Below are 25,566 nucleotides of genomic sequence, written 5' to 3'. Positions count from 1 at the left end.
GACACAGGACTCGACATCATGGTGACCTATCTGGCCAGGCGGCTCCCGTCGGCCGTCCTCGTACTCTTCCTCGCCTCACTCCTCATCTTCGCGATCCTCCGCCTGGTTCCCGGCAGCCCGGAGGAGACGCTCGCCGGGGCGGACGCCTCACCGGAACAGTTGGCGGCCGTGCGTGCCGATCTCGGTCTCGACCGGCCGCTGGTGGCGCAGTACCTGTCCTGGCTCGGTTCGCTGTTCCGCTTCGACCTCGGCAAGTCCTACATCGTCGGAGGGTCGATCGGTGACCTGATCGCCTACGGTGCCCAGAACACGGTCGTGCTGGCGGCGTCCGCCCTGCTGATCGCGGTGGTGTTCGCGCTCGTCGTCAGCACCGCTTCGGTGATCTTCCGCAATCGGGTGCTCGATGCCGTTGTGACGGTGAACAACTCGATCGCGGCGGCACTGCCCATCTTCATCACCGGAACGCTGCTCGTGCTCGTGCTCGGGATCCTGTGGCCGATCCTGCCGTCCGGCGGGACCCCACCGGACGGGTTCCTGACCCGGCCCGACATCGCCGCGCAGTATCTGATCCTCCCGGCGATCACCCTGGCGATCCCGGCGGGGGCCGCCCTGACCCGATTCCTGGTGGAGGCGTTGCACACCGAGCTGCGGCAACCGTATGTCGTGACGGCACAGTCGATCGGCGTCGGCCGTCGCCGCATCGTGCTGGCGCACGCGCTGCCGAACGCGCTGCCGTCGGTGTTGACCGTTCTCGGACTGACGGTGGGCGGGCTGCTCGGCGGGGCCGTGCTCGTGGAATCGATCTTCGTCTGGCCCGGACTGGGGCTACTCACCGAGGAGGCGATCAACAGCCGTGACTATCCGCTCGTGCAGGTGTTGCTGGTCCTCTCCGTGGCGGTGTTCGTGGTGCTGCAACTGCTCACCGACGTCGCGCACGCCTGGCTGGATCCCCGTATCCGATTGGGAGGACAGGCATGAGTGAGCTGGTCGATCGTGATCTGACAGCCCCGGAAGCATCGCTCCCCGGCGGCCCGGCGGACCTCCGGCCCGGCCTCGTCCCGGAGACCCCGGCGGATCGGGATCCACGCCGCAGCACGGAACCGTTGTGGCGCAGCCTGACGCATGGCCGAGGTCTGGCCGGCGCGGTGCTCGTCGGGATCGTCGTGCTGCTCGGGGCGCTCGCCCCGGTGCTGGCTCCGTTCGCGCCCGACGAGCAGTTGGACGCGTCGTTCCTCCTCGGCCCGAGTTCCACACACTGGCTGGGCACCGACGACGTGAACCGCGACGTGCTGTCCCGGGTGTTGTTCGGGATCCGCGCCGACCTGGTGATCGTGTTCGTCGCGGTGCCCGCCGGCGCGATACTCGGATCACTGATCGGTCTGGCGGCCGCCATCCGGGGTTACACCGACGTCGTTGCCCAGCGGGTGTTCGACGTGATCCTCGCGTTCCCGGCACTCGTTCTGGCGATCGCTCTGACCGCCGTGCTCGGGCCCGGAGTCCGCGCGATCGTGCTGGTGATCGTCCTCGCCGAGATCCCCGTGTTCGGCAGGCTCATACGTACGTCTGTATTGAGGGTGCGCGAACTTCCCTACGTCGAGGCTGCCGTGGTCTCGGGTGCGAGTACCGGCTGGGTTCTCCGCAAGCATGTTCTGCCGAATTCGATCGAACCACTCGGAGTTCAACTGGCACTGTCGATGTCGGTCGCCGTATTCATCGAAGGCGCGATGAGCTTCCTCGGCATCGGTGTGGTTCCACCGACTCCGTCGCTCGGCTCCATCCTCAGCGACGGGAACCGCTATCTCGAGACCAACCCGCTGTTCGCGGTCGGCCCCCTGGTGGTCGTCTCCCTGCTGACCCTCGGCTTCCTGCTGATCTCCCAGGCGTTCGCGCACGCCCGGCGCCTGTAGAAAGGACCACCCTCGTGACCGCAGCATCCACCACTCCCGCCCTCGAGGTGACGGACTTGCAGGTGGCGTTCAGCCATCCGCGCCCGGCTGTCCGGAGCATCGGTCTCCGCGTGAACCGGGGCGAGATCGTCGCGCTCGTCGGCGAATCCGGATCCGGTAAGTCGATCACTGCCCGCGCCGCGATGGGACTGCTCCCGCACACCGCAATCGCGACCGGCTCCGTGAAGGTCGACGGCGTCGAGGTGCTCGGTGCATCCGAACGCGAACTCGAGGCCATCCGCGGCGGACGGGTCGCGATGGTCTTCCAGGAGCCGCAGACGGCGCTCAATCCTGTGCGCACGGTCGGCTGGCTGATCGGTGAGGCCCTGCGTGCCCACGGTCACTCGGGCCGGAAGCAATTGCGCGATCGTGCGATCGAACTGCTGACCCTGGTGGAGATCCCGGAACCGGACAAGCGCGTCGACTACTTCCCGCACCAACTCTCCGGCGGCCAGAAGCAGCGTGTCGTTATCGCCCTGGCACTGGCCAACGACCCTGTCCTGCTCCTGGCCGACGAGCCCACCACGGCGCTCGACGTCACGGTGCAAGCCGAGATCCTCGCGCTGCTCCGTCGGCTGCGGGACCGCACGAATGCCGGCATCCTGCTGATCACCCACAACCTGGGTGTCGTCGCCGATATCGCCGACAGCGTGGTGGTACTCCAACTCGGCGAGGTCGTCGAACGCGGTGAGGTCACCGAGATCTTCGCGCGACCCGAGCACGAGTACACCCGCCACCTGCTGGACTCGGTCCTGCGGCTGCCGCAGCCGACCGACGTTGCAGAACCGGTCGCCGAGGTCGCCGACCCGACCACCCCGGTCCTGCACGTCGACACCGTGTCGGTCGTCTACCCGGGTCAGCGCGGTCAGGCCGCGTTCCGCGCGCTCGACAGCATCTCGCTCGAGCTTGCCGCGGGTGAAGTGCTCGGCGTGGTCGGTGAATCCGGTTCGGGAAAGACCACTTTGGGTCGCACGATCGCCGGATTGATTGCACCGGCGACCGGGACGATCCGCGTGGACGGTCGAGATGTCGCCGCCACCCGCGGATCCGCGCTTCGAGCACTGCGTCGTCGGCTGGCGTTCGTGCCGCAGGATCCCGCCGCCTCACTCGATCCCCGCTTCACGCTCGAGGAGAGCATCGCCGAGCCCCTCGACATCCACCGGATCGGCACCCGCGCCGAGCGGCGCAAGAAGGTAGTCGACCTGCTGGATGCGGTAAGGCTGCCGGCGTCCTTCGCCACGCGGCTGCCGTCCGAGCTGTCCGGCGGGCAGCGCCAACGGGTCGCGTTGGCCCGGGCCCTCGTGCTCGAGCCCACCCTGCTGATCGCCGACGAACCGACCAGCGCCCTGGACGTCTCCGTGCAGTCCGACGTGCTCGAACTGTTCGCCACCCTCCAGCGGGAGCTCGGCTTCGCGGCCGTGTTCATCAGCCACGACCTCGCCGTGGTCGAGCGGGTGTCCACCACCGTCGCCGTGCTGCGGGCCGGACAGCTGGTCGAGACCGGGCCCGCCACGCGAGTGCTGACCCACCCTCAGCACGACTACACCCGGCGGCTCGTGGCCGCTCTGCCCATACCGGACCCCGTGGCGCAGCGTGCCCGGCGACAAGCGACGGCAACGTTGTGACCTGCATCGCCGAAAACCAGGCGCAGAACGTGATCTGCGCTATGAAAGCGGCGACTTTTACACGGGCGTAAGAAATCCAGGACAAGCTTTGCGAAGGCTTGTCCACCGGCGGTCGCCGGCAGCGGCAGGCGCTGGTGAATGTGCTCCTGCCCACGTGTGACCGTCCAGAAAGCTGTACCACTGTGCTCCAGCTCATCTCGATACTCGGCTTTCTCCGAAGGGTCGGCTCCACTGCTCTGCCGTCGGTGCGCGCTTCGCTGCTTCGCTTCGCGGGGTACCTGGTGCCGATCGCACAGACGGCGGTCACCGCGGGGGCGGCGTGGTGGGTGTCGGTCGAGGTGGCCGGTCACGAGCAGCCGCTGCTGGCCCCGCTGGCGGCGGTGGTGTGCCTGAGCGTCGCGCGGGGTGCCCGCAGTCGCCGGGCCGGCGAGCTGATCGCGGGTGTCACCATCGGAACGATCGTCTCGGACGTCGTCGTTCGGTACATCGGCAACGGACCGTGGCAGATCTGCCTCGTGGTGGCGGTGGCGATGTCGTGTGCGGTGCTCCTCGACGGTGGTTCGGTGATCGTCCTGCAGGCGGGTTCGTCGGCGGCGCTGGTCGCGGCCATGGCATCCGCCACCGCCGCGCACCCGTTCGACCGGGTCGTGGACGCCTTGATCGGGGGCGCGCTCAGCCTGGTGGCGCTGTCCGTGTTGCCCACCGACCCCGTGCGACGGACGCGACGGTGCGCCGCCGCCGTGCTGGACAGCGTCGCCGCAGCCCTCCGGCAGACGTCGAAGGGCCTGGCCGCCGGCGATGTGTCCGCACTGGAGGATGCTCTTGCACTTGCCCGTTCGACGCAGTCGACCATCGACAGCATGCGCGTCGAACTCCGTTCCGGCTCCGAGGTGGCCCGCATCTCACCGATCCACTGGCGGGGACGACGCCGCATCGGCCGGCTCGCATCGATCGCCGACCCGATCGACAACGCCGCACGCAACACCCGGGTTCTGGTGCGGCGGGCCCTGATCGCCACGTACGACGGCGAGCGAGTGGACCCGCAGCTGGCGGACGCCGTCTCCGATCTGGCGCACCTCGCCGACCGGATGCGGCTGATGATTCTCGCGACTCCCGCGAAGAAGCCCAACGAAATCCAGATCAGTGACGAACTCGAACGATTCGCGCGCTCACTGCCGCAGCAGGAGATCTCGGCGGGATTCTCCGCGGCGGTCGTCTCCGCGCAGGTCCGATCCATCGTCATCGACTTCTTCGAAGTGTGCGGCATCCCGCGCGCCGTCTGCAGGCCGATGCTGCCCCGTCCCGCCCACTACGCGGGTGCCGCGTAGCCCGGCGAACTCAGGGCATCTCGAGCCGGCACTGTTCCGGCGCGCGAGCGTTGTCGATGACGCAGAACCGGTTGCCCTCGGTATCCTCCAGCACCACGAAGTCCGATTCCTCGGGGTACCGGTCCCACGGCACACGCCGCGCACCGAGACCGACGAGTCGTTCGATTTCCGCGGCCTGATCCTCGCTGTCGCGGGCGTGCAGGTCGAGGTGCAGCCGAGGTTCGGGTTCCGCGTCGTGCTCGCTCTGCTGGATCGCCAGCAGTGGCCGGCCGTCGGGCAGCGTCAGGTTGGTGAAGTCGTTGTCGCCGACGGGCGGGAGCGCAGTCAATCCGAGTGCCTCGGTCCAGAACCTGGTTGCACGCCCGATGTCGCGTGCCCCGATCACGGTCGTTCCCAAGATGAGCATGAACCGAATTTATCCTCTGCGCCGGGCCGGGGTGGACGATGTGGGTGTGGAATTCGACGACCCAGTGTTGCGTCCCCTGGCCGAACGCTTGTGCGGCATCGACGGCGTCGTCGGCGTCACCCTCGGCGGCAGCCGCGCCCGAGGGACACACACGGCGGAATCCGACTACGACCTCGGGATCTACTACCGCGGTGCCCTCGACACCGACGGGCTGACCCACCTCGCGCAGGAATGGGCGGGCGCCGGGGCATCGGCGACGCGGACGGGTGAGTGGGGACCGTGGGTCGACGGCGGGGCGTGGCTGTCCATCGACGGCCGTGCGGTGGATTGGCTGTACCGCGACCTCGACCGGGTGAGCGCGGTGTGGCAGGACACCCAGCAGGGTGTGTACGGGTTTCACGCCCAGACCGGTCACCCGTTCGGGTTCGCGGACTTCGCCTACGCGGGCGAACTCGCGTCGGCGGTGATCCTCGCCGATCCGTCCGGACGTATCGCTGCTCTTCACGCCGACATGCAGCACTACCCGGACCCCCTGCGCGAAGCCCTGGTGCGGCGACTGTGGGAGGCGGACTTCGTCACCGTGCTGGCCCGCAAGGCGATCCCGCGGGCCGATGCGACGTATGTGGCGGGTTGCCTGTTCCGCGCGGTGTGCCTGTGCGCGCACGCGCTCCACGCGCATGCCCGGCGCTGGGTGATCAACGAGAAGGGGGCTGTGACCGCCGCCGGTGCCCTGCCGAACGCACCCACCGACTTCACCGCTCGCGCTCACGCCGTTCTCGGCCGGCTCGGAACGACGCCCGACGAACTGACCGCCGCCGTCACTCTGGCAGAACAACTCGTCGACGACACCCGGAACGCCTGCCCCCTGACGTGAGCCGTGCGAACCCTCAGGCGTTCTCCCCGAACCGCCCGCGGGCCTCGACCGGAATCAGCGGCTTCTCCGCCCGCGCCTTGATCTGCTGGACCGCCCACGTATTACCGTCGGGATCGGCGAATCCGAAAAGGGTTCCCCCGTCACGCTCATCGAACACGGTGATCTCGCTGACCTCGACACCTCGATCGAGCAACTCCTGGCGGGCTGCGGCGGCGTCGGCGACCACCAACTGCAGTCCCCTCATCGACCCCGGCGCCATCTCCGTCTGCGATGGGAGATCACCGATCACGATCGAACAGCCCGAACCGGTAGGGGTCAGCTGAACGACGTGCATGTGCTCGTTGGCGGTGTCGTGATCGAGATGGAAGCCGAGCTTGTCGCGGTAGAACGCGACCGATCGATCGATGGGCGTTCCCCCCGAGATGTGGACACCTATTTTTATGCGGCGGTGGCCAGCGTAGCCGATCGCCGTTCGAACTCGACCGGGCAGATCTGGCCCAGGCTCGAATGCCTCCTTCTGGTGTTGTAGCGCGTGATCCAACGGAAGACCGCGGCGCGTGCCTCACCCGCACTGTTCCAGCGCTTCCGGCCCTGCAGCGTCTCCCGTTTCAACGTCGCGTTCAGCGACTCGGCGGCCGCGTTGTCCGCCGACGTTCCGACTGCGCCCCGCGACCGGGTCACCCCCAACTCGCGACACAGGTCGGCGAACTCGGCCGATGCATACTGAGACCCGTTGTCGGAGTGGAAAATTGACCCATCGAGACCGGTGGCGCCGCGCACGGCGGCCGCCGCCCGCAGCGCGTCGGTGACCAACTCGGTACGCATGTGATCAGCGATCGACCAGCCCGCCAACCGGCGCGAGCCCAGGTCCATCACCGTCGCCAGATACAGAAATTCACCGTCACCCACCGGGAGGTAGGTGACGTCGCCGACGTACTTGGTGTTCGGGGCGCTCGCGGTGAAATCCCGCCGGATCAGGTCCGGAACCGCCGCCGCATCCGGGGCTGGGATAGTGGTGCGGACCGGTTTGCGCAGATGCACCCCGACGATCCCGTGCTCACGCATCACCCGCTCGACCCGCTTGTGATTGACCTCGATCCCGGCATCGCGCAGTTCAGCGGTCACCCGCGGGGCACCGTAGGTGCCGTCGGAATCGGCATGGATGGCGCGGATCCGCGCCGCCAGCTCCTGATCAGAGTGGGCGCGGGCCGCCCGGGCCGGCGCGGAGGCCCGCCACCGGTAGAAACCCGAGCGGGAGACCTCGAGAATCTGGCACAGCCACTTCACCGGAAAGGTGTCGCAGTGGTCATCAACGAATTGGAAGTGGCTGCTCACCAAGACGTCTCGCCCGCGAAATATTTCGCGGCCCTCCGCAGGATCTCCCGCTCGGTTTCGAGCTTCCGGATTTGGGCCTTGAGCTGCCTGTTCTCTTCCTCCAACACGGACTCGGACGATACCTCGCCCGGCGATACCGCCCGCTCCGCCCCACCGGACCGGAGCTCGGCCGTGGAGGTACCGGTGCGTTTGCGTTCGGCCCGCACCCAGTTGCGCAGGGTCTCGCGGCTGACTCCCAGGTCGTTGCCGATGCCCTCGAACGTGTGGCTCGGATCGGACAGGTACAACGCGACTGCATCGGCCTTGAACTCCGCCGAGTACGCCTTCATGACCATCAGTGAATCTCTTCCTCTGGACCTTCACGATCCAGTGTTCACGATGTCCTCACTCAGGGGGGAACGCCCGATGTCACTGACGGGCAGAACGACCACTTCGAGTGTCCAGTCCATGATGCGAGTTCCTCCGTTTAGGCGAGGAGCAAGATTGCTCCGCATCAGATGGTGGCGCATCGATGGCGTCGCTGCCGTTGATCCGCCGAGAAACCGTCGGCGATCCCGCGGATGATGTGGATTCTTCGGTTACAGCCAGTGCTGGCGCTTGAAGACACGGAACAGGGTCACCGAGGTGGCAAGCATCAATACCAGGGCAAGCGGGTAGCCGACGGTCCAGTGGAGTTCGGGCATGTGGTCGAAGTTCATCCCGTAAATCGTTCCCACGAGTGTAGGGGCGAAAAGGATGGCAGCCCAGGCTGAGATCTTCTTGACCTCTTCGCTCTGTGCGAGGCTGGCCTCGGTGAGATGGCGCATTTCCTCGCTCTGTTGTTGCCCGACCAGGGTCGCGTGAACGGTGAGAGCGGTTTCGAGGTGTGCTCGGAACGAATCGGCCTTCTCGACCAGGCGCAGGGAATGGTCGAGTACGTCACGCAGGTGGCGTTGAAGTTCCAGGTCGACGTTGTATTTGTCGGATCCGCGTTGAAGGGCTTCGAGGATGTCGACGAGCGGGTGTGTGGCACGTTGGAACGCGATCACCTCTCGGGAGAGTTCGTAAATTCTGCGGGCGACCGCTTCCTTGCCGGTAAACAGTTGGTCTTCGATCTCGTCGAGGTCGTTTTCCAGCCCCGCGGCGACCGGCAGGTACTCGTCGACGACCTGGTCCAAGATCGCGTACAGAACCGCCTCCGGACCCAGTTTCAGCAGGTGTGGAGATCGTTCGAGCCGGTGGCGCACGCGGCTGAGGTCAGGGGATTCAGCGTGGCGGATGGTCACCACGAAGTCCGGGCCCACGAAAATGTGCACTTCCCCGAATTCGACCTTCTCCACGTCGTCGAGATAGCGGGCCGGGCGGAGGACGACGAACAGCGTGTTGTCGTACCGTTCGAGTTTGGGGCGCTGGTGGGCGGCGATGGCATCGTCGACCGCCAAGTGGTGCAGCCCGAACTCGCGCGCGACCGAGCTGATCTCGTCGAGGTCGGGCCGATACAGCCCGATCCAGGCCATACCGCCGCGCTCCCGCAGGGTCTCGTAGGTGCAGTCGAGGCTCTCGGGGTTGTCGGTACGCCTCCCGTCGACGTACACGGCGTTGTCAACGATCGTCATGTCAACCACATCCCTGACTGCGGGCGGCAACTATTGCTTGCGCCGAGGGCACACCTCATACCACCACCGAGCGGAGCAAACGTGGCGTCAGTCTTGCGGATTCCTGCGGCATGAAAACGTCAAGATCAGGACGAAGAGATCATCGAGGCAGAGCCCTGCCCCGCCGGCGGTCCATCAGTCGCTCGTCCGGTAGAGACGCCAGAACCACCATGTCGCCCCAGCCAGACACAGTCCTCCCGAACCGAAGGCCCCCACCGCGAGGAGCATGGTTCCGAACGCACTCAACGCGATAAGGCCCGCCAACTGCAGGACAACGGAGAACTGCATACCGCGACTATCGATCACCTTGGTAGTCGACGCAAGCCGCCCTGTGCCGCTTCAGGTCGCGAAGGGGGTCCGCGCGCTTCATCGCGGGCGCATATGGATCTCGCGAAGAATGCGACGGCCTCTTCTCACGCGCCCGCCGGCGGTCGACGCTGATCTGGTCAGTTTCACGACATCGCCTGAAGGGAAGTCTTTGTCATGGGTGATCTCCTGATCACAGTCCTGCTCCTGGGATCGTTCATCGGGGCCGCATTGATGATCCGCTACATCAATACCCGCACCGCCCGGTCCGCCACCGCCCGGCCCGCCACCGCCCGGCAACGCACGCGGGTGACTGCTGCGGACGAGAAGTTCTCCCGGGAGAGCCGCTCAGCCCGTCTGTGATCTGCGCCGCCGTCCACCGCCGCCGGCGTGTCAGGACTCGATGCGAATCCGTCAAGATGACATCAAGGCCCTATGATTCGCCGGTCGCTGTCCCGACTCTGATCGTGTGAGACATGCAGTCATGATCGGCCACCGAGGTGCGGCGTCGTCGCAGGCCCGTTCTCGACGCGGCGAAGGGAGAGGGAAACTTTCCGTTGCAACGGGTTTGGCAGGGCTTTCCCTCGACGCGATGGCCTCGGTGTCCTATGGGCCCGAGGCCATCGTCCTGGTACTTGCGGTGGCCGGAGGATCCGGGCTCGGGTTCACCGTCCCGGTCACCGTCGCCATCGCCGCGCTCCTCGCCGTGCTGGTCGCGTCATACCGTCAAGTGATCGCCGCCTTCCCCGACGGGGGCGGCGCCTACGCAGTAGCCCGGAGCCGACTGGGGCGGCGAGCGAGTCTGACCGCAGCGGCGTCGTTGATCGTCGACTACGTCCTCAACGTCGCGGTATCGATCGCCGCCGGTGTCGCGGCTCTGACTTCGGCGTTCCCCGCTCTGCTCCCGTACACCGTCTGGATCGCACTGACAATCCTGGTCGGCATCACCGCCTTGAATCTCCGGGGAATCGCCGATTCCGCTCGCGCGTTCATGGTTCCGACAGTCGTCTTCGTCGCAAGTATCTTCACCGTGATCGTTGCGGGGCTGCTGCGTTCGGAACCGGCCCGCACCATCGAGGAGGGCGCCGTCGGGTCCAATGCCCAGACGATCGGAATTCTTCTGCTACTCAAAGCTTTTTCGAGCGGTTGTGCCGCGCTGACGGGCGTGGAGGCGATCGCCAACGCGGTCCCGAGTTTCAAGAAACCCGCGGTGGTGAATGCCCAGCGAGCCGAGGTTGCACTCGGTCTGCTCCTCGGAACGATGCTTCTCGGGCTGGCCGTGCTGATCGAGAAGTTCTCCCTCACCCCCGTGGAGGGCACCACCGTCCTCTCGCAGCTCACCGCGGCCTCACTCGGTGACGACGCCGGGTACTACATCGTCCAATTCGCGACGGTGGTCCTGCTGGCCCTCGCGGCGAACACCTCCTACGGTGGGCTGCCGACGCTGATGCGCGTCCTCGCCGACGACAATGTTCTGCCACACCGATTCGCCCGGCGCGCTTCTCGGGACGTGTATCGGTACGGTGTGCTCGCGCTGGGCCTTGCCGCCGGGGTGCTGCTGATCGGATCCGGCGGGAACGTGAATGCGCTGGTTCCGCTGTTCGCCATCGGCGTGTTCGTCGGATTCACCCTGGCGCAGCTCGGGATGGTGCGGCACTGGCTCGCCGTGCGCACACGCGGGTGGAGATGGCGGGGCGCCCTCAACGGGGCGGGGGCGGTCCTGACCGGGGTAGCGGCGCTGGTGACGACGGCAATGAAATTCGGGGAGGGCGCCTGGCTGATCGTCGTGGCCCTACCGCTGCTGGTGGCCGGCATGGAACGGGTACGCGCGGCCTACGAACACCTCGGTGACCGGCTCACCGTCGGCCCGCAGCCCATCGACCCGCGCGTCATCGGAGCGCGGCCGACGGTGTTGGTGCCGGTGTCCGGGGTGACCGAGCTCAGCCGGATGGCGTTGTCCGCGGCCGTGACCATGACGGCCCGACCGGCCGCGATTCGCGTGTGCCTGCCAGGAGAATCCACCGCCCACTTCACCCGGCAGTGGCAGGACCGGTACCCCCACACCGAACTGATCCTGATCGAGGACACCGACAACTCGGTCGGACTGTCGCTGGCCCGGTATGTCCGCACCCACTACCCCGACCAGACCACCTTCGTCGTGCTGGCCACCATCGAACCCACCACGAGCTGGCACCGGTTGTTGCCCACTCACCGGGCCGGCGAGATCGCGCACGCACTGCGCAAACACAGCAACGCGATGGTGTGCCAGGTCGCGTGTCGCATCGACCCGGCGCACCGAGATCCGCGCCTGCGCGCATGACGAGCGGCCGCGGGGTCGGCCCGGACCGCTCATACGTATGGATATCGCGAAGAATTCATCGGACGGTGGCCGTCGACGGCGCGGAAGGCGCACCCTGATGTGGTGCGAGAAATGCACTACGCCAACTGTTTTCCACCACGATTGGCCCCTGATCCGTCTTCGGCTCGAGGTTCGAAAGGTCATCGCATGTTGCTTCCCATGTCGCCGCTGGATTCGATGTTTCTGCTCGGAGAGTCTCGTGAGCATCCGATGCATGTAGGTGGCGTGCAGGTTTTCCAGCCCCCGGAGGGGGCCGATGCGCGGGATATGCGAGCGCTGCTCGACGCCGCTCTCACCGACACCGATCAGGACGTGGCCTCGAGACTGGGTAGACGGGCCAGGCGATCGTGGACCTCGCTGGGTCAGTGGGGCTGGGAATCGGACACGCGCATCGATCTCGGGCATCACGTCCGCCACGACGCCCTGCCCGAGCCCGGAGAGGAAGCGCAATTGCTGGCGCTGTGCTCTCGTCTGCACAGCACCCCGCTCGATCGCAGCCGACCGCTGTGGGAGATCCACCTGATCGAGGGATTGCGCGACGGACGGTACGCGACCTACACCAAAATCCACCACGCCGTCGCGGACGGTGTCAGCGCGATGACGATGTTGCGCCGCGCACTCAGCGAGGACCCGGACGAGCGCGGCATGCGCGCGCCGTGGCAGCACTCTCGCCCGCGGCACCCGGGCCCTGCGGTCGATGCGGTCGAGGCGGTCGATCTGCCGAGGGCTGTCATCCACGCCGCCCGCAGCACGGTCGGCGAGTTCGCCGGACTCGTCCCCGCCCTGGCCCGCACTCTCACCCGAGCGGCACGTGAGCAGGGTGGGCCACTCTCGCTCGCTGCCCCCAAGACCATGTTCAACGTACCGATTTCCGGATCACGCCAGTTCGCGGCCCAGAGCTGGCCTCTCGAGCGGTTGCGCCTGGTCGCGAAGCTCGCCGACGCCACCATCAACGATGTGGTGCTGGCCATGTCAGCGGGGGCGTTGCGCAGCTACCTCCTCGAGCAGGACGCGCTGCCTGCGGAACCGCTCGTCGCGATGGTGCCGGTCTCGCTACGCGACGAGAAGCAGGTCGCCACCGGCGGGCGCGGCGGCAACGACGTCGGGGTGTTGATGTGCAACCTCGGAACCCATCTCCCCGAGCCTGCGGATCGGCTGGACACCGTGCGCACCTGCATGCGCGAAGGCAAACAGGCGATGGCGGCGATGAGCGGTGCACAGATCCTGGCGATGAGCGCACTCGGCGCGGGTCCTGCCGGGGCGAGCATCGTGTTCGGGCACAACTCGCGGCTACGTCCCCCGTTCAACCTGATCATCTCGAACGTTCCCGGCCCGCGCCACCCCCTGTACTGGAACGGAGCGCGCCTCGACGGGCTGTACCCGCTGTCGATCCCGGTCGACGGACAAGGACTCAACATCACGTGCACCAGCAACGACGACACCATCTCCTTCGGAATCACCGGGTGCCGCCGTGCCGTGCCGCAACTGCACACGCTGACGACCCACCTGGGTGACGCGTTACGCGCACTCGAACACGCTGCTGGAATCTGATGTCTCGGAACACACTCCAGTGCAGTCGGATTCGCAGTACGCCAAGACAACGGAACTGTCAATTGACGAAGATCCCGGGCCGGGACACTGCTGGACATTTCAGCCGAAGTGGCTACCAGCAGCGCAGCCGGTCCGGGTTGACGCGGACGAGCGTCGAGTAGTCGGTCCGGAACTTGTCGGGCGTGTAGTCCAGGCCGGCCATGTCCTCCCGGTACTTCTCGACGTAGGTCTCCCACTCCTCCGTCGAAGGACCGTCCGCGTCGACGTGAGCTTTCCCGGTGAACACCGACACGTCACCACCCTTCGCGCTGCTGTTGAAATTGAGCGCGACCTGCGGATTCTTGCCGATGTTCGTCAGCTTGGCGGTGCCCGGTCGACTGAAGATCAGGAACTCGGTGCCCGACCAGCTGAACCACACCGGTGTCGGAACCGGCGTGTCGTTGCGACCGACGGTCGTCAACCACACGATGGCCTCGCGTGCCAGCCGGTCGGTGACGGATTCGGTGATCGCGGACGCTGAAAGAGTCATTGCGTTCTCCTGTGTCGTATCCGATGATCCACCGGTATCAACCGCCTCATCGCACGCAATCTTCCCACCCCTCGGTTCGACGCGGACCGAAGCTCCACTCAACCATGCGTATGCAGCGGCTTCCCCGACAACGCCAGCATCGCTTCGCCCAGTGCTTCGTTCTGGGTGGGGTGAGCGTGGACGAACGGTGCGACGTCGGTGGGCAGGGCCTCCCAGGCGACGGTCAGTTGGGCCTCGCCGATCAACTCGCCGACGCGGTCGCCGACCATGTGCACACCCACCACAGGGCCGGTGTCGCCGGCTCGGACGACCTTGATCCCACCTGAGGTCTTCAGGATCTGGCTCTTGCCGTTGCCTGCGAGGTCGTAGACCGCGGTGGTGGCGTCGCCGTACCGTTCGCGGGCGGCATCTTCGGTGAGTCCGACGGACGCGACCTCCGGGTGCGAGTACGTCACACGCGGAACGAGATGCTCGGCCACGGGAGCAGGATCGAGGCCGGCGATCTCTTCGGCGACGAAGATGCCGTGCTGAAAGCCGCGGTGCGCCAGTTGAAGTCCGGCCACGATGTCCCCGACGGCATATACACCGTCGACGTGGGTGCGCAGCCGCTCGTCGGTGACGACGAACCCGCGGTCCAGGGTGATGCCGTGTTCGGCGAATCCGGCGTCACCGGTGCGCGGCCCACGCCCCACCGCCACGAGCAGAACCTCGGCCTCGAGGGTGTCGCCGTCGCCGAGTTCCACGAGAACACCGTCCGCGGTTTCCTTTGCCGCCGCGACAGTCACGCCCGTGCGGGCGGCGATACCGCGCTTGCGGAATGCGCGTTCGAGTTGCTTCGAGCACCACGGATCCTCCGCCGCGACCAGGCGAGGGAGCGCCTCGATCACAGTCACCTCCGTGCCGAACGACGCCCAGACGCTGGCGAACTCGACGCCGATCACACCACCGCCGAGAACGATCGCCTTCTTCGGGACGAACCCGAGGTTCAGGGCTCCGTCGCTGGTGACGATGCGCTCACCGAGCTCGATGGACGGCGCGGTCCGGGCGTAGGAGCCGGTCGCGAGCACCACGGACGTCCCGGTGTAGCGGGTGCCGCCCACCTCGATCGTCCTGTCTCCGAGATACTTTCCGTGCCCGTTCACGATGCCGATCTTGTGATGGGCGACCAGACCCTGCAGCCCCCTGTGCAATCGGTCGATCGTGCCGTCCTTGTAGTGGTGCACCGCCTCGATGTCGATGCCGTCGAACGTCGTTCGCACGCCGAACGCGGCACCGGTTCGCGCGGTGTCGGCGACCTCGGCGGAATGGAGCAGCGCTTTGGTCGGGATGCAGCCCCGGTGCAGGCAGGTTCCGCCGATCTTGTCCGCCTCGATCAGCGTGACCGACAGGCCGAGCTGCGCGGCCCGGAAGGCGCAGGCGTAACCGCCGGAGCCGCCGCCGAGGATCAGGACATCACTGTGCGTGTCGGTCATCTACAGCCTCCCCAGCACGGTGATCGGATTCTCGATGTAGTCGGCGAACAATCTGAGGAACCCGCCCGCGACGCCGCCGTCGCACACCCGGTGATCGAAGCTCAGCGACACCTGGGTGACCTTCCGAACGGCCAACTGCCCGTGCACGACCCACGGTTTGTCGATGATGCGGCCGACCCCGAGGATCGCGGCCTCGGGATGGTTGATGATGGGGGTCGAGCCGTCCACACCGAAGACGCCGTAGTTGTTGAGGGTGAACGTGCCACCGGTCAGCCGTGCCGGCGGAAGGGTCCCCTCGCGGGCGAGCGCGGTCGTTTCCTGCAGTTGCCTCGCGAGTTCGACAGTGGTGAGCGTGTCGGCGTTCTCGATCACCGGGACGACCAGCCCGCGTGGCGTCTGCGCCGCGATGCCGAGGTGGACGTGACCGTATCGAACGATCTCGTTGCGTGCGGTGTCGACGGTCGAGTTCAGTTCCGGGTACTGCTTCAGCGCCGCGAGGGCCAGGCGGCCGAGCAGCGCCATCAGGCTCACGCCGGCGTCGGCGTCGAGCGCGGCGTTGATTGCCCGGCGGGCGGCGAGGAGATCGGTGGCGTCCACGTCCACCCACGTTGTCGCGTCCGGGATTTCGCGTCGGCTCGTCGACAGCTTGTCGGCGACCGCTTTCCGCAGCCCCTTGATCGGAATCCGCTGCGCGTCGGCCGTCTCGGGTGGCGTGGTGAGTGCCCGCTCGACGTCGGCACGGTTGATCACACCGCCGGGACCGCTCCCGGACAGCCCTGACAGATCGAGACCGTTCTGGCGCGCGAGGTTGCGGATCACCGGCGAGATGACCCGCACGCCGCCCGTGGACCTCGGCGAAGGCGTGACATCGGGACGGCGCACACGCCGCCGTCGCACACGTGTGTCTTCGCTGGTGCCGTACCCGATGAGGACGTTGCCCGAGCCGGCTCGTTCTTCCTCCCGGTACTGCTCGTGTGCGGCGGGTGTTCCGCTGACGGTGATCAGCGGGGTGCCCACCTGCAGCGTCGAGCCTTCGTCGCCGTGCAGGGAAATCACCGTGCCCTCGAACGGAATCGGCACCTCGACCGCGGCTTTCGCGGTTTCGACCTCCACGACCACCTGGTCGATGGTGACGGTGTCGCCGACCCGGACTTTCCATTCGGCGATGTCGGCCTCGGTCAGTCCCTCGCCGAGGTCGGGGAGCAGGAACACCTGATCGCTCATGCGGTCACCGCCCAGCGGGTGTCGGCGGAGTCGTTCCACTGCAACCGGTCGACGCTGTCGAGGACACGGTCGACGCTCGGCAGGTGGAGGCGTTCGAGTTTCGGCGCCGGGTACGGGATGTCGAATCCGCTGACCCGCAGCACCGGCGCGTGCAGGTGATGGAAGCAGCGTTCCTGGACGCGGGCGGCGATCTCGGCGCCGACGCCGGCGAATCCCTGTGCCTCCTGAATGACGATGCAGCGGCCGGTCTTGCGGACCGACGCCATGACGGTCTCGTCGTCGAACGGCACGATCGACCGCAGGTCGATCACCTCGATGTCGTGACCCTCCTGCGCGGCGGCTTCGGCGGATTCGAGCGCGACGGTCACCGACGGCCCGTACGCGACGATGGTCGCGTCCCGGCCGGGACGCCGCACGGCGGCCCGCCCGATCGGCGCGCCCACCGCGAGGTCGACGTCGGCGCGGGAGAAGTACAGGCGTTTCGGTTCGAGGAAGATCACCGGGTCCGGGTCGTCGATCGCCTCGCGCAGCAGGGTGTAGGCGTCCTCGACGGTGGCCGGGGCGACGACCTTCAGACCGGGAGTGTGGGCGTAGTAGCCCTCGCTGGAATCGCAGTGGTGCTCGACCCCACCGATGCCTCCGGCGAACGGGATCCGGATGACGATCGGCACGGACAGCGCGCCCTTGGTGCGGTTCCGGATCTTCGCGACGTGGGAGACGATCTGCTCGAACGCCGGGTAGGCGAACGCGTCGAACTGCATTTCGACGACCGGCTTGAACCCGGCCATCGCCATGCCGATCGCGAAGCCGATGATGCCGGATTCGGCAAGCGGGGTGTCGAAGCACCGGTCGTCGCCGAAGTCGCGGGTCAGGCCGTCGGTGACGCGGAAGACGCCGCCGAGGGTGCCGACGTCCTCGCCGAAGACGACGACGTTCTCGTCGGCGGTGAGGGCGTCGCGCAGCGCGGTGTTCAGGGCCTGGGCCAGGGTGAGCACGGGCATGGTGTCAGTTCTCCTCGGACTCGGCGGCCAACTCGGCCTGGACCTGTGCTTGCTGCTCGCGAAGCTGCGGGGTGGGTTCGGCGAAGACGTACCGGAACAGGTCCATCGGGTCGCCGGCTCGGTCGACGTTCATGCCGGCACGCAGTTCGGCGGCGGCAACTTCCGCCCCGGCGGTCAGCGCGTCGGCGGCCGCGTCGTCCAGCAGGCCCTTCCCGCGCAGGTACTTCTCCAGCCGGGCCAGTGGGTCGCGTCCGAGCCACTGCTCCACCTCGGACGAGTCGCGGTAGCGGGTGGCGTCGTCGGCGTTGGTGTGCGCGTCGATCCGGTAGGTGTGGGCTTCGACGATGACCGGGCCGTTACCGGCACGGACGAATCTCGCGGCCTCGTCCATCACGGCGAGCATGGCCACGGGGTCGTTGCCGTCCACCTGCTCGGAGCCGATTCCGTAGCCGACGCCCTTGTGCGCCAGGCTGGGTGCGGCGCTCTGCCGGGCGAGGGGCACGCTGATCGCGAATCCGTTGTTCTGCACCAGGAACACCACCGGGGCCTTGAACACGGCGGCGAAGTTGAGGGCCTCGTGGAAGTCGCCCTCGCTGGTCGCGCCGTCGCCGCAGAACGCCAGGGCGACGGTGTCGTTTCCCTTGCGGTGTTCGCCGTAGGCGACACCGGTGGCGTGCAGCAACTGGGTGGCCAGCGGGGTGCACTGCGGTGCGCTGCGGTGGGCGGCGGGGTCGTAGCCGCAGTGCCAGTCGCCGGCGAGCATGCTGAGAATCTGTACCGGGTCGATGCCGCGGGCGGCGAGGGCCACCGAGTCGCGATAGGTGGGGAACATCCAGTCGCCGGGGTGCAGGCTCATCGCCGCCGCGATCTGGCAGGCCTCCTGACCACGCGAAGACGGATAGACAGCCAGCCGGCCCTGCTTGGTCAGAGCTGTCGCCTGCTGATCGAAGCGCCTGCCCAGCACCATGTTCCGGTACATCTCCACCAGACGGTCGTCCGCCGGGCGCGGATACCGGGCCTCGCTCTCGGTCAGCTCGCCGGCCGCGTCCAGATACTGCACCGCACGCTCGGCGGGAAGGAACTTCCGATACGGTCTCGCCACCGGCGGCTCTGCGAGCGTCACGACTACCTCCAGATGCATTGTGTTCGTCAATGCTCGCAACGGAACGACCGATAGACAACAACAAGGAAGAATCAGAGACAAACGGTCTAGAATCAGCTCATCGGGAGCAGAATGTCTCACCGGAGTGTGAGCGACCACAGCAGGGATGGACAGATGGCCGGCGACACAACCGACACGTACGAACTCGACGCGATCGATCGACGCATCATCAAGGAACTCGTCGCCGACAGCCGCATCTCGATGCGAGCACTGGCGGAGAAGGCACACATCTCCCGCGCGCACGCCTACGTCCGCATCGAGCGGTTGCAGGAGGCGGGAATCATCGAAGGCTTCACCACCCGGATCTCGCACTCCAAGGCGGGACTCGGCTCCTCCGCCTTCATCGCCCTCTCGATCCGGCAGGACTCGTGGCGGGGCATCTCCACCCAGCTCCGGACACTGCCCTTCGTCGAGCACTTCTCGCTGCTGGGCGGCGATTTCGACGTTCTCGTCCTGGTGCGCGCACCGGACAACAGCGCACTGCGTCACGTCGTCCTCGAACGGTTGCAGAGCCTCGAAGGGGTGCAGTCGACCAAGACGTGGCTGATCTTCGAGGAAGACAACGGGCCGGGACCGGAATGGGTTCGTTGACGGGGCGGATAGGATTCCGTCATGCGCAGCGACCTGATGAAGAACGCGGAACGCAGTGGTGAACCGGGCACCTTCGTGCTACAGAATCCCCGAATGCTCAAGGTGGACTTGGCCGGAACCAGCGGCCACTTCTTTGCCCGGCAGGGGTCGATGGTCGCCTACCAGGGTGACGTCGACTTCGCCTACCAGGGCAGCGGCGGCGTCGGGAAGTTCTTCAAGAAGGCGCTGACCGGCGAGGGCATGTCGCTGATGAAGGTGTCCGGCAGCGGCGACGTGTTCCTCGCCCGCGACGCCGACGAGATCTTCCTGCTCGAACTCGAGGACGAGTCGGTGACCGTCAGCGGTTCCAACGTTCTCGCATTCGACAGTTCGCTGAGCTGGGACATCAACCGCGTCGAAGGCGCGTCCATGCTCAGCGGAGGACTGTTCAACACCACGTTCACCGGCCGCGGCGTCCTCGCCGTCACCATCTACGGCACCCCCGTCGTCCTGAACGTGGACACCCCGACCTACGTCGACATGCAGAGCGCGGTGCTGTGGTCGACCGGCCTGAATTCGACGATCCGCAAGACCGCGAAGATGGCCGCCGCGATCGGCCGAGGTTCCGGTGAGGCCTATCAGCTGTGCCTCACCGGAAACGGCATCGTCGTCGTCCAGGCGTCGGAGGGGCACCCGGTTCCCAAACCGTGAGGGGTCTGCCGACCCCAGCCTTGTTGAGGAGGGTTGAACCGTTCAGGTTGCGCAATCCTCAGATCCGGCGCATCACCGATACCACCTTGCCCAGGACGACTGCGTCGTCGCCGTCAATCGCGGTATAGGCGGGATTACGGGGCTCGAGGAAGACGTGGCCATCGCGGCGCCGCAGCACCTTCACAGTGGCCTCGCCATCAATCATCGCGGCGACGATCTCACCGGAATGGGCTTCGTCCTGGCGGCGCACCACAACGACATCGCCATCGCAGATCGCGGCGTCAATCATCGACTCGCCGCGCACACGCAACCCGAACACCGTGCCGGAGCCGACGAGCTCGCGAGGGAGCGTCAGCATCTCATCGGCGTGCTCCTCCGCGAGGATCGGTGCGCCGGCAGCGATGTCGCCGACTACCGGTACCGTCACATTGTTGTCGGACGAGCCTCCGTGCTTCGCCTCGGACAGGAACGGGCGCACGTCCAACTGCCGAGCCATGGCCGTGCCCCTGCGGAGAAAGCCCTTTTCCTCGAGGCTCTTCAGATGCTTGGACACCGACGACGTCGACCGCAGGCCCACCGCGTCCCCGATCTGTCGGGTGCTCGGCGGGCATCCGTGTGCAGCCACCCAGTCCCGGATCGTTGCCAGAATCCGCTGCTGGCGAGGTGGCAGGGTGGAGGCGTCGAGGCCGCCGAACATGTCGAGATCGTCGTAATCGGTCACCGAAGAATGGTAGGGGGTGACGACAGCCCCCTCGAGCACGGCGTAAGGCCGGTCGATGCGTGGTGCACCTGCCGGATCGTTCGAAAACCCGGCGGCACCTCCCGAGGAGATGCCGCCGACGGAAACCTCGACCTCGCTGGGAGCCCTTTTCGCTCACCCTGCCCGGGTGCGGGCGAGAGCGCCGACCGCGACGTCGACGATCAGGAACGCGAGGAGGCTGAGGCCGAGCAGCGGAACGAACCAGCCGACGAGGACGACGCAGGCGACTCCGGCCACGGCTGCGGCCGGGCGGATTCGGCGCCAGGTTCCCCGCATCGGCGGCCTGCCCACTGCCCGCGCGGTGCCGCGGGTGGGCCGGCGCCGCCACCACAGGAGGTAGCCGCGGACGATGACCGCGAGCAGTGCCACCGCGAGGGCGGCCAGGACCAACTGGTTGAGCAGGCCGAACAGCAACCCCATGTGCAGGGCGATGCCCCAGGAGGTCAGCTTCGCGGCGAGCGGCCAGTCACCGAATCGCGACACGTCCGTCACCGTGCCCGTGGCCCCGTCGACCGCGATCGAGTCGGTCGAGAACTGCCACGGTTCGCGGGTCTGGGTGACCGTGAACGCGGTGCCCGCGTCGGCGGGAACGGTCGCCTCGACAGCACCGGTGACACCGCCCCGCCGAGCCACGTCGAGGACGGTGTCGAGTTCGCCCACGGTACTGTCGACGATTCCCGGATCCGACGCGGGAATGTGCCCTGCGCCGTGCACGCCGTGATCGCCCGATGCGGTGGCGCCGGAAGCGGGCGCCGAATCCAGCGTCTTGTCGATCTTGGGGGTGGTCCAGCTCAGGGCGGTACGGAGTTCGTCGACGTTCTCGCCCGCGTACCGCGACCACGTCAGACCCGTGGCCGAGAGGAACACCAGGCCGACCGCGATCCAGATACCGACCACCCCGTGCCAGCTCAGGGTGCGGTTGCGTCCGCGGCTCGACCGGTCGAGCGTCCACAGCCTGGCGGCCTCCGCGTTGCGGGCCCGGGTGGTGCGGTGGCGCTGCACCCACAGGTACACGCCACCGAGCGCGATCACCCACAGCCACGACGCGGCGAGCTCGCTGTAGATGCGGCCGGGCTCGCCCAGGTGCAGATGTCGGTGCAACTGCGAAATCCAGGTCCGCATCGGCAGCGCCCCACTGCTGCCGTACACCACCAGCTCACCCACCGACCGCGCGGTGTCGGGATCGACGAAGACCGCGAGGCGTTCGGACTCCCCCAGGCTGGGGTCGGTGAACATCACCTGGGTCGTGTCACCCGAATCGGTCGCCGGGCGCACGGCGGCGACGGCGAGATCCGGGCGAACCTGCTGCGCGGCCCGCACCTGTTCGGACATCGGCAGGTCCGGGCCGGTCGAATCGACGTGCAGGTAGTCGCGGTAGACGAGCTGCTCGACGGATGGTGCGAGGGCGTAGAGGCCGCCGCTGACAGCGGCGATCACCAGGAACGGGGCCACCAGGATCCCCGCGTAGAAGTGCAGGCGCAGGATCAGTGGCCGGAAACTGCGCGGCGGCGAGGAGTCTTTCGACGCCGGGTCGGGCGCGACCGGTGTGTCGCGTTCGAGTTCAGGGATGGACATGACGATCTCGCTTCGAATCGGGTGAGACGGGCACCCAGCGCCCTCGAGGCCGCACACTGCGGGGTGCGCTGGGCCCTCGAGGTCACAGGTCGGGGACGCGCCGACTCAGGAAGGGATCGGCACCGTGACTCACCGGGGAGTCTGCTGGTGCCGTGAGAACACGCCGAACCGACGACCACACGTCTGACGTGTGTGCCGGGAATGCGGTGAGGAAGGATTCGACTAGACGAGAGCGGGTGGTCCGCGGGTGCCGGCGCCCGCGGCGACCAGCAGCCACAACGAGAGCTTCGCCCGGTAGACCGGGGTCGCCGTCCAGGTGCCGGTGTCGACCTGCAACGGGGCCAGGACGGCGAGAACGATGCGCGACAACGCCGCCAGCGCCCTCAGGCAGGCACGTTCGGCGGACCGGACCAGCACCGCCGCCACCGCGATCGCGGCGAGGTGCGCGGCGATCATCGGGGTGGAGAGCCCGAGGCCGTGGGAATGGTCAGCGGCCAATGCCAGCGTGGTGTGGCCGATCAGCTGCCCGGCTGCGAGCACCGACAGCACGAACAACCATTCGCGGGTGGCCACCCGAACCGCGGCGACCGAAGCGCCGACTGCGGCGCATGCCGCGAGAAGCAGCACCACCGAGCCATCGCTCGGGGGCATTCCGCCTCCACCGATGCCGTGCGCGGCGATGCTGACCGCGCCGGACAGTGAACCCACGAAGGAGCCGCGCACCCGCGCGACCACCTCCAACCGTGAATTCACCCCGCGAGGGTACCGCCTCCGATGCTCACCGCGGGACCCGGCCGCGGTGGGCGAAACGGGTCAGGCGGTAGTCCCGGCCGCCGGGCGCAGTCGCGCGAGGACGTCCGTCAATGTGACGACACCGGTCAGTTGACCGTTGTCGGTGACGATCGCGAGATGGCTGCGGGTCTCGCGCATGGTGTGCAGTGCCTCGTACACGGCGGCGTCCGCGTCGAGGGTCAGCACGGGGCGCATGAGGTCGGCGGCCGTCACTGCGGCGCCGGCTCGCAGGCTGTCCCGGGCGTGGACCACACCCTTGATCCCGTCCTCGTCGCGCACGAGCAGCCGGAGGTGGCCGCTTCGATCGGCGGCCGCCTTGATCGCCGCCGCAGTCGCATCGGTGGCGACACTGCTCGGGGTGGTGTTCGGCCGCACCATGTCTCGCACGGCGAGCGATTGGAGTTTCAGGGCGCTGGTCAGTTGGCCGTGGTACCGCTCGTCGAGCGTGCCGACGGTCGCCGAGTGCTCGACGAGGTGACGCAGCGCGTCGGGATCCTGCCCGGCCCCGACCTGGTCGACCGGTTCCACGCCGAACCTTCGCAGACACCGGTTCGCCATCCGGTTCAGCACCGACAGCAGCGGGCGGGTGGCCCACATGAACCCGCGCATCGGGATCGCCAGCAGGGTCGCCGATTTCTCCGGGTGCGCGATCGCCCACGACTTCGGTGCCATCTCACCGACGACGAGATGCAGGAACGTGACGATGATCAGGGCGAGGATGAATCCGAGCACGTCCGCCAGCCACAGCGGGGCACCCCACCCCTCGAAGGCCGGGGTGAGCCAGTGATGCACGGCCGGCTTCGTGACGGCACCGAGCGCAAGGGTGCAGACCGTGATACCCAGCTGGGATCCGGCCAGCAGCACGGACAACTCGGATGCGCTGCGCAGAGCCGCGCGGGCCGCCCTGCTGGTGGGGGCGGCGTCCTCGAGCCGGTGGCGACGGGCAGCGATCAACGCGAACTCGATCGCCACGAAGAACGCGCTGGCCGCGATCAACCCGACGGTGACGAGCACGATGACCCACGGACTACTCATCGGTCGAGTCACTCTCCAGGATGCGGAGCCTCACGAACAGCGAGGACGGAACGTGCTTGTCGATTGCCCGCACCTCGGCGGCGAGGCTACGGACGGGTAGGTCGACGTTGTTGATCAGATCGGACGGGTCCGGGTTCAACCGGATCGCGACGACGTCACCGACGACGGGGAGACCGCCGAACCCGGCGATGACGGCACCCGCAAGCGTCTCGAAGTCACCGGGCGGGAGGTCGTGTCCGAGGATGCGCTCCACCTCGTCGATGTGCAGATCGCCGGGCATCGTCCAACCTTCGGACGCCGACCCCGTCACCGAGGCGTCGCCGTCGGGATCGTGTTCGTCGGCGATCTCACCGACGAGTTCCTCCGCGAGGTCCTCGACCGTGATGACACCCGCGAAACCGCCGTACTCGTCGACGACGAGGGCCATCTCGTCCCGGGCAGCTGTCAGCTGTTCCAGCACGTCGGGCAGAGGCAGGGACATCGGCACGACCACGGCCGTACGGGCCCGGGACGCGGCCGTCCCGTCGGCCTGGTCGCCGAGCAGGTCATGGAGGTGGATGACGCCGAGCAGATCGTCGGAGGAACTCCCGACCACGGGGTAGCGGGTGTGTCCCGCGCCCATCTTGTCGAGAACACTGCCCAGGGAATCGGTGGCCCGGACGGTGTCGACGTGGGCGCGCGGAATCATGGCGTGCCCGGCCGTGCGGGTGGGGAAGTCGAGGATCCGGTCGAGCAGGGTCGACAGTTCCCGCGGCAGCTCACCGGCGTCGCGGGATTCGGCGACGATGTGTTCGAGGTCGCGCGCGGTGGCCGAGTGTTCGACGTCGTGGACCGGCTCGATCCGCAGCGCGCGCAACAGCAGGTTCGACGACTGGTCGAACAGCCAGATCAACCAGCCGAAGAGTTTCAGGTAGATCGTGGTCGACAGCGCGAGCCACCGGGCCACCGGTTCGGGCCGGGCGATCGCCAGGTTCTTCGGGAAGAGCTCACCGAAGAGCATCTGGACGAAGGTGGAGAACAGGACGGCGAGGACGGCGCCGGCGCCGATCCCGACCGCGGTGGGGATGCCGACGCCGCCGAGGAGCTCACCGAGGCCGCGGCCGATCAGGGGTTCGGCGACGTAACCGACGAGCAGGCCGGTGACGGTGATGCCCAGCTGCGCGCCGGACAGCATGAACGAGGTGCGGCGAGTGACGCCGAGGGCCCGGGCGGCGCCCACGTCTCCCGCCTCGGCCCGGGCTTTGAGCCGCGAGCGATCGACCGACATGTACGCGAATTCCTGGGCGACGAAGTAGCCGGTCAGGGCGGTGATCAGTAGAACGACGAGGACGCCGAAGCCGATGCTCAGGACGGTCACCATGGATTCACCCG

General features: G+C 67.5%; 25 protein-coding genes. 10 read left to right on the top strand and 15 right to left on the bottom strand.

Going from position 1 to position 25,566, the window contains the following annotated elements:
• Positions 1-18: 18 nt before the first annotated feature.
• From DTA22_RS14755 to DTA22_RS14740, 4 genes are all read left to right on the top strand, one after another.
• Complete coding sequence (locus DTA22_RS14755; protein WP_112299896.1) at positions 19-978, top strand: ABC transporter permease; 960 nt, start codon at positions 19-21, stop codon at positions 976-978.
• Positions 975-1,907 (top strand): ABC transporter permease, encoded by a 933-nt coding sequence (locus tag DTA22_RS14750; RefSeq protein ID WP_112299895.1) that lies wholly within the window; start codon positions 975-977, stop codon positions 1,905-1,907. Before DTA22_RS14755 ends, DTA22_RS14750 begins: the two co-directional genes overlap by 4 nt.
• Before the next feature lie 14 nt (positions 1,908-1,921).
• A complete protein-coding gene (locus DTA22_RS14745; RefSeq protein ID WP_112299894.1) occupies positions 1,922-3,571 on the top strand; it encodes a dipeptide ABC transporter ATP-binding protein in 1,650 nt (549 codons plus the stop codon).
• Positions 3,572-3,753: 182 nt separating this feature from the next.
• A complete protein-coding gene (locus DTA22_RS14740) occupies positions 3,754-4,899 on the top strand; it encodes an FUSC family protein (RefSeq protein ID WP_037242766.1) in 1,146 nt (381 codons plus the stop codon).
• A 10-nt stretch (positions 4,900-4,909) separates the two neighbouring features.
• Here the strand turns inward: DTA22_RS14740 and DTA22_RS14735 are convergent, their stop codons facing one another.
• Positions 4,910-5,305 (bottom strand): VOC family protein, encoded by a 396-nt coding sequence (locus DTA22_RS14735; RefSeq protein WP_112299893.1) that lies wholly within the window; start codon positions 5,303-5,305, stop codon positions 4,910-4,912.
• On the opposite strand from DTA22_RS14735, the gene DTA22_RS14730 reads away from it, so the two are divergent.
• Entirely contained in the window at positions 5,304-6,179 is an 876-nt protein-coding gene (locus DTA22_RS14730; RefSeq protein ID WP_112299892.1) for a nucleotidyltransferase domain-containing protein, read from the top strand. The two genes, DTA22_RS14735 and DTA22_RS14730, sit on opposite strands and share 2 nt — an antisense overlap.
• A 13-nt stretch (positions 6,180-6,192) precedes the next feature.
• Here DTA22_RS14730 and DTA22_RS14725 read toward each other — a convergent pair whose 3' ends face one another.
• The 4 genes from DTA22_RS14725 to DTA22_RS36285 form a co-directional block, all read right to left on the bottom strand.
• Positions 6,193-6,621, bottom strand: coding sequence for a VOC family protein (locus DTA22_RS14725; protein ID WP_112300357.1), 429 nt, complete (start codon positions 6,619-6,621; stop codon positions 6,193-6,195).
• A protein-coding gene (locus DTA22_RS14720) for an IS3 family transposase (protein ID WP_095864784.1) occupies positions 6,618-7,849 on the bottom strand; the annotation gives its coding sequence in 2 pieces (ribosomal slippage) (positions 6,618-7,531 and positions 7,531-7,849; 1,233 coding nt in all). The genes DTA22_RS14725 and DTA22_RS14720 overlap by 4 nt, the downstream gene beginning before the upstream one ends.
• Positions 7,850-8,092: 243 nt before the next feature.
• Positions 8,093-9,109: a magnesium and cobalt transport protein CorA gene (locus DTA22_RS14710; protein ID WP_112299891.1), complete on the bottom strand. Its 1,017-nt coding sequence runs from the start codon at positions 9,107-9,109 to the stop codon at positions 8,093-8,095.
• Positions 9,110-9,283: 174 nt separating this feature from the next.
• Positions 9,284-9,436, bottom strand: coding sequence for a hypothetical protein (locus DTA22_RS36285; protein WP_012690108.1), 153 nt, complete (start codon positions 9,434-9,436; stop codon positions 9,284-9,286).
• Positions 9,437-9,631: 195 nt separating this feature from the next.
• On the opposite strand from DTA22_RS36285, the gene DTA22_RS14705 reads away from it, so the two are divergent.
• The 3 genes from DTA22_RS14705 to DTA22_RS14695 all read left to right on the top strand — a co-directional run bounded on the left by DTA22_RS14705 (position 9,632) and on the right by DTA22_RS14695 (position 13,364).
• The gene (locus DTA22_RS14705; RefSeq protein ID WP_037242776.1) at positions 9,632-9,817 is read left to right on the top strand and encodes a hypothetical protein; all 186 of its coding nucleotides are present in this window, start codon (positions 9,632-9,634) and stop codon (positions 9,815-9,817) included.
• Positions 9,818-9,938: 121 nt separating this feature from the next.
• Positions 9,939-11,774 (top strand): APC family permease, encoded by a 1,836-nt coding sequence (locus DTA22_RS14700; RefSeq protein WP_112299890.1) that lies wholly within the window; start codon positions 9,939-9,941, stop codon positions 11,772-11,774.
• A gap of 186 nt (positions 11,775-11,960) precedes the next feature.
• Positions 11,961-13,364 (top strand): WS/DGAT/MGAT family O-acyltransferase, encoded by a 1,404-nt coding sequence (locus DTA22_RS14695; protein WP_112299889.1) that lies wholly within the window; start codon positions 11,961-11,963, stop codon positions 13,362-13,364.
• 112 nt (positions 13,365-13,476) lie between these two features.
• Here DTA22_RS14695 and DTA22_RS14690 read toward each other — a convergent pair whose 3' ends face one another.
• The 5 genes from DTA22_RS14690 to pdhA all read right to left on the bottom strand — a co-directional run bounded on the left by DTA22_RS14690 (position 13,477) and on the right by pdhA (position 18,731).
• Entirely contained in the window at positions 13,477-13,893 is a 417-nt protein-coding gene (locus tag DTA22_RS14690) for a TIGR03667 family PPOX class F420-dependent oxidoreductase (protein WP_112299888.1), read from the bottom strand.
• A 98-nt stretch (positions 13,894-13,991) separates the two neighbouring features.
• A complete protein-coding gene (lpdA, locus tag DTA22_RS14685) occupies positions 13,992-15,365 on the bottom strand; it encodes a dihydrolipoyl dehydrogenase (RefSeq protein WP_112299887.1) in 1,374 nt (457 codons plus the stop codon).
• Positions 15,366-16,589 carry a dihydrolipoamide acetyltransferase family protein gene (locus DTA22_RS14680; protein ID WP_112300356.1) on the bottom strand — a complete coding sequence of 408 codons (1,224 nt, stop codon included), beginning with the start codon at positions 16,587-16,589 and terminating at the stop codon, positions 15,366-15,368.
• A complete protein-coding gene (locus DTA22_RS14675) occupies positions 16,586-17,590 on the bottom strand; it encodes an alpha-ketoacid dehydrogenase subunit beta (protein WP_112299886.1) in 1,005 nt (334 codons plus the stop codon). The genes DTA22_RS14680 and DTA22_RS14675 overlap by 4 nt, the downstream gene beginning before the upstream one ends.
• Before the next feature lie 4 nt (positions 17,591-17,594).
• Positions 17,595-18,731 carry a pyruvate dehydrogenase (acetyl-transferring) E1 component subunit alpha gene (gene pdhA, locus DTA22_RS14670; RefSeq protein ID WP_112299885.1) on the bottom strand — a complete coding sequence of 379 codons (1,137 nt, stop codon included), beginning with the start codon at positions 18,729-18,731 and terminating at the stop codon, positions 17,595-17,597.
• A 135-nt stretch (positions 18,732-18,866) separates the two neighbouring features.
• Here pdhA and DTA22_RS14665 point away from each other — a divergent pair, with 135 nt between their 5' ends.
• Positions 18,867-19,343: an Lrp/AsnC family transcriptional regulator gene (locus DTA22_RS14665; RefSeq protein WP_037242789.1), complete on the top strand. Its 477-nt coding sequence runs from the start codon at positions 18,867-18,869 to the stop codon at positions 19,341-19,343.
• A 21-nt stretch (positions 19,344-19,364) separates the two neighbouring features.
• Positions 19,365-20,033 carry an AIM24 family protein gene (locus tag DTA22_RS14660; protein ID WP_037242791.1) on the top strand — a complete coding sequence of 223 codons (669 nt, stop codon included), beginning with the start codon at positions 19,365-19,367 and terminating at the stop codon, positions 20,031-20,033.
• Positions 20,034-20,091: 58 nt separating this feature from the next.
• Here DTA22_RS14660 and lexA read toward each other — a convergent pair whose 3' ends face one another.
• The 5 genes from lexA to DTA22_RS14635 form a co-directional block, all read right to left on the bottom strand.
• Positions 20,092-20,754 carry a transcriptional repressor LexA gene (gene lexA, locus DTA22_RS14655; RefSeq protein ID WP_037242793.1) on the bottom strand — a complete coding sequence of 221 codons (663 nt, stop codon included), beginning with the start codon at positions 20,752-20,754 and terminating at the stop codon, positions 20,092-20,094.
• A gap of 153 nt (positions 20,755-20,907) precedes the next feature.
• Positions 20,908-22,368, bottom strand: coding sequence for a PepSY-associated TM helix domain-containing protein (locus DTA22_RS14650; RefSeq protein WP_112299884.1), 1,461 nt, complete (start codon positions 22,366-22,368; stop codon positions 20,908-20,910).
• A 222-nt stretch (positions 22,369-22,590) separates the two neighbouring features.
• A complete protein-coding gene (locus DTA22_RS14645; RefSeq protein ID WP_174233804.1) occupies positions 22,591-23,121 on the bottom strand; it encodes a hypothetical protein in 531 nt (176 codons plus the stop codon).
• Between the two features lie 60 nt (positions 23,122-23,181).
• Complete coding sequence (locus DTA22_RS14640) at positions 23,182-24,195, bottom strand: hemolysin family protein (protein WP_112299882.1); 1,014 nt, start codon at positions 24,193-24,195, stop codon at positions 23,182-23,184.
• Complete coding sequence (locus DTA22_RS14635; protein WP_112299881.1) at positions 24,188-25,555, bottom strand: hemolysin family protein; 1,368 nt, start codon at positions 25,553-25,555, stop codon at positions 24,188-24,190. The genes DTA22_RS14640 and DTA22_RS14635 overlap by 8 nt, the downstream gene beginning before the upstream one ends.
• Between the last annotated feature and the right edge of the window lie 11 nt (positions 25,556-25,566).

Origin of the sequence: Rhodococcus wratislaviensis (assembly GCF_900455735.1) — a bacterium.
Lineage (GTDB): Bacteria > Actinomycetota > Actinomycetes > Mycobacteriales > Mycobacteriaceae > Rhodococcus_F > Rhodococcus_F wratislaviensis.
This window is presented reverse-complemented; position numbering and strand designations above follow the sequence as displayed.

Excerpts from the sequence above, each read along its gene's own strand:
- DTA22_RS14755 (WP_112299896.1), top strand. The coding sequence starts at position 19 with ATGGTGACCTATCTGGCCAGGCGGCTCCCGTCGGCCGTCCTCGTACTC.
- DTA22_RS14750 (WP_112299895.1), top strand. The coding sequence starts at position 975 with ATGAGTGAGCTGGTCGATCGTGATCTGACAGCCCCGGAAGCATCGCTC.
- DTA22_RS14730 (WP_112299892.1), top strand. The coding sequence starts at position 5,304 with ATGAACCGAATTTATCCTCTGCGCCGGGCCGGGGTGGACGATGTGGGT.
- DTA22_RS14735 (WP_112299893.1), bottom strand. The coding sequence starts at position 5,305 with ATGCTCATCTTGGGAACGACCGTGATCGGGGCACGCGACATCGGGCGT.
- DTA22_RS14710 (WP_112299891.1), bottom strand. The coding sequence starts at position 9,109 with ATGACGATCGTTGACAACGCCGTGTACGTCGACGGGAGGCGTACCGAC.
- DTA22_RS36285 (WP_012690108.1), bottom strand. The coding sequence starts at position 9,436 with ATGCAGTTCTCCGTTGTCCTGCAGTTGGCGGGCCTTATCGCGTTGAGT.
- DTA22_RS14705 (WP_037242776.1), top strand. The coding sequence starts at position 9,632 with ATGGGTGATCTCCTGATCACAGTCCTGCTCCTGGGATCGTTCATCGGG.
- DTA22_RS14700 (WP_112299890.1), top strand. The coding sequence starts at position 9,939 with ATGATCGGCCACCGAGGTGCGGCGTCGTCGCAGGCCCGTTCTCGACGC.
- DTA22_RS14695 (WP_112299889.1), top strand. The coding sequence starts at position 11,961 with ATGTTGCTTCCCATGTCGCCGCTGGATTCGATGTTTCTGCTCGGAGAG.
- DTA22_RS14690 (WP_112299888.1), bottom strand. The coding sequence starts at position 13,893 with ATGACTCTTTCAGCGTCCGCGATCACCGAATCCGTCACCGACCGGCTG.
- lpdA (WP_112299887.1), bottom strand. The coding sequence starts at position 15,365 with ATGACCGACACGCACAGTGATGTCCTGATCCTCGGCGGCGGCTCCGGC.
- DTA22_RS14680 (WP_112300356.1), bottom strand. The coding sequence starts at position 16,589 with ATGAGCGATCAGGTGTTCCTGCTCCCCGACCTCGGCGAGGGACTGACC.
- DTA22_RS14675 (WP_112299886.1), bottom strand. The coding sequence starts at position 17,590 with ATGCCCGTGCTCACCCTGGCCCAGGCCCTGAACACCGCGCTGCGCGAC.
- pdhA (WP_112299885.1), bottom strand. The coding sequence starts at position 18,731 with ATGCATCTGGAGGTAGTCGTGACGCTCGCAGAGCCGCCGGTGGCGAGA.
- DTA22_RS14665 (WP_037242789.1), top strand. The coding sequence starts at position 18,867 with ATGGCCGGCGACACAACCGACACGTACGAACTCGACGCGATCGATCGA.
- DTA22_RS14660 (WP_037242791.1), top strand. The coding sequence starts at position 19,365 with ATGCGCAGCGACCTGATGAAGAACGCGGAACGCAGTGGTGAACCGGGC.
- DTA22_RS14650 (WP_112299884.1), bottom strand. The coding sequence starts at position 22,368 with ATGTCCATCCCTGAACTCGAACGCGACACACCGGTCGCGCCCGACCCG.
- DTA22_RS14640 (WP_112299882.1), bottom strand. The coding sequence starts at position 24,195 with ATGAGTAGTCCGTGGGTCATCGTGCTCGTCACCGTCGGGTTGATCGCG.
- DTA22_RS14635 (WP_112299881.1), bottom strand. The coding sequence starts at position 25,555 with ATGGTGACCGTCCTGAGCATCGGCTTCGGCGTCCTCGTCGTTCTACTG.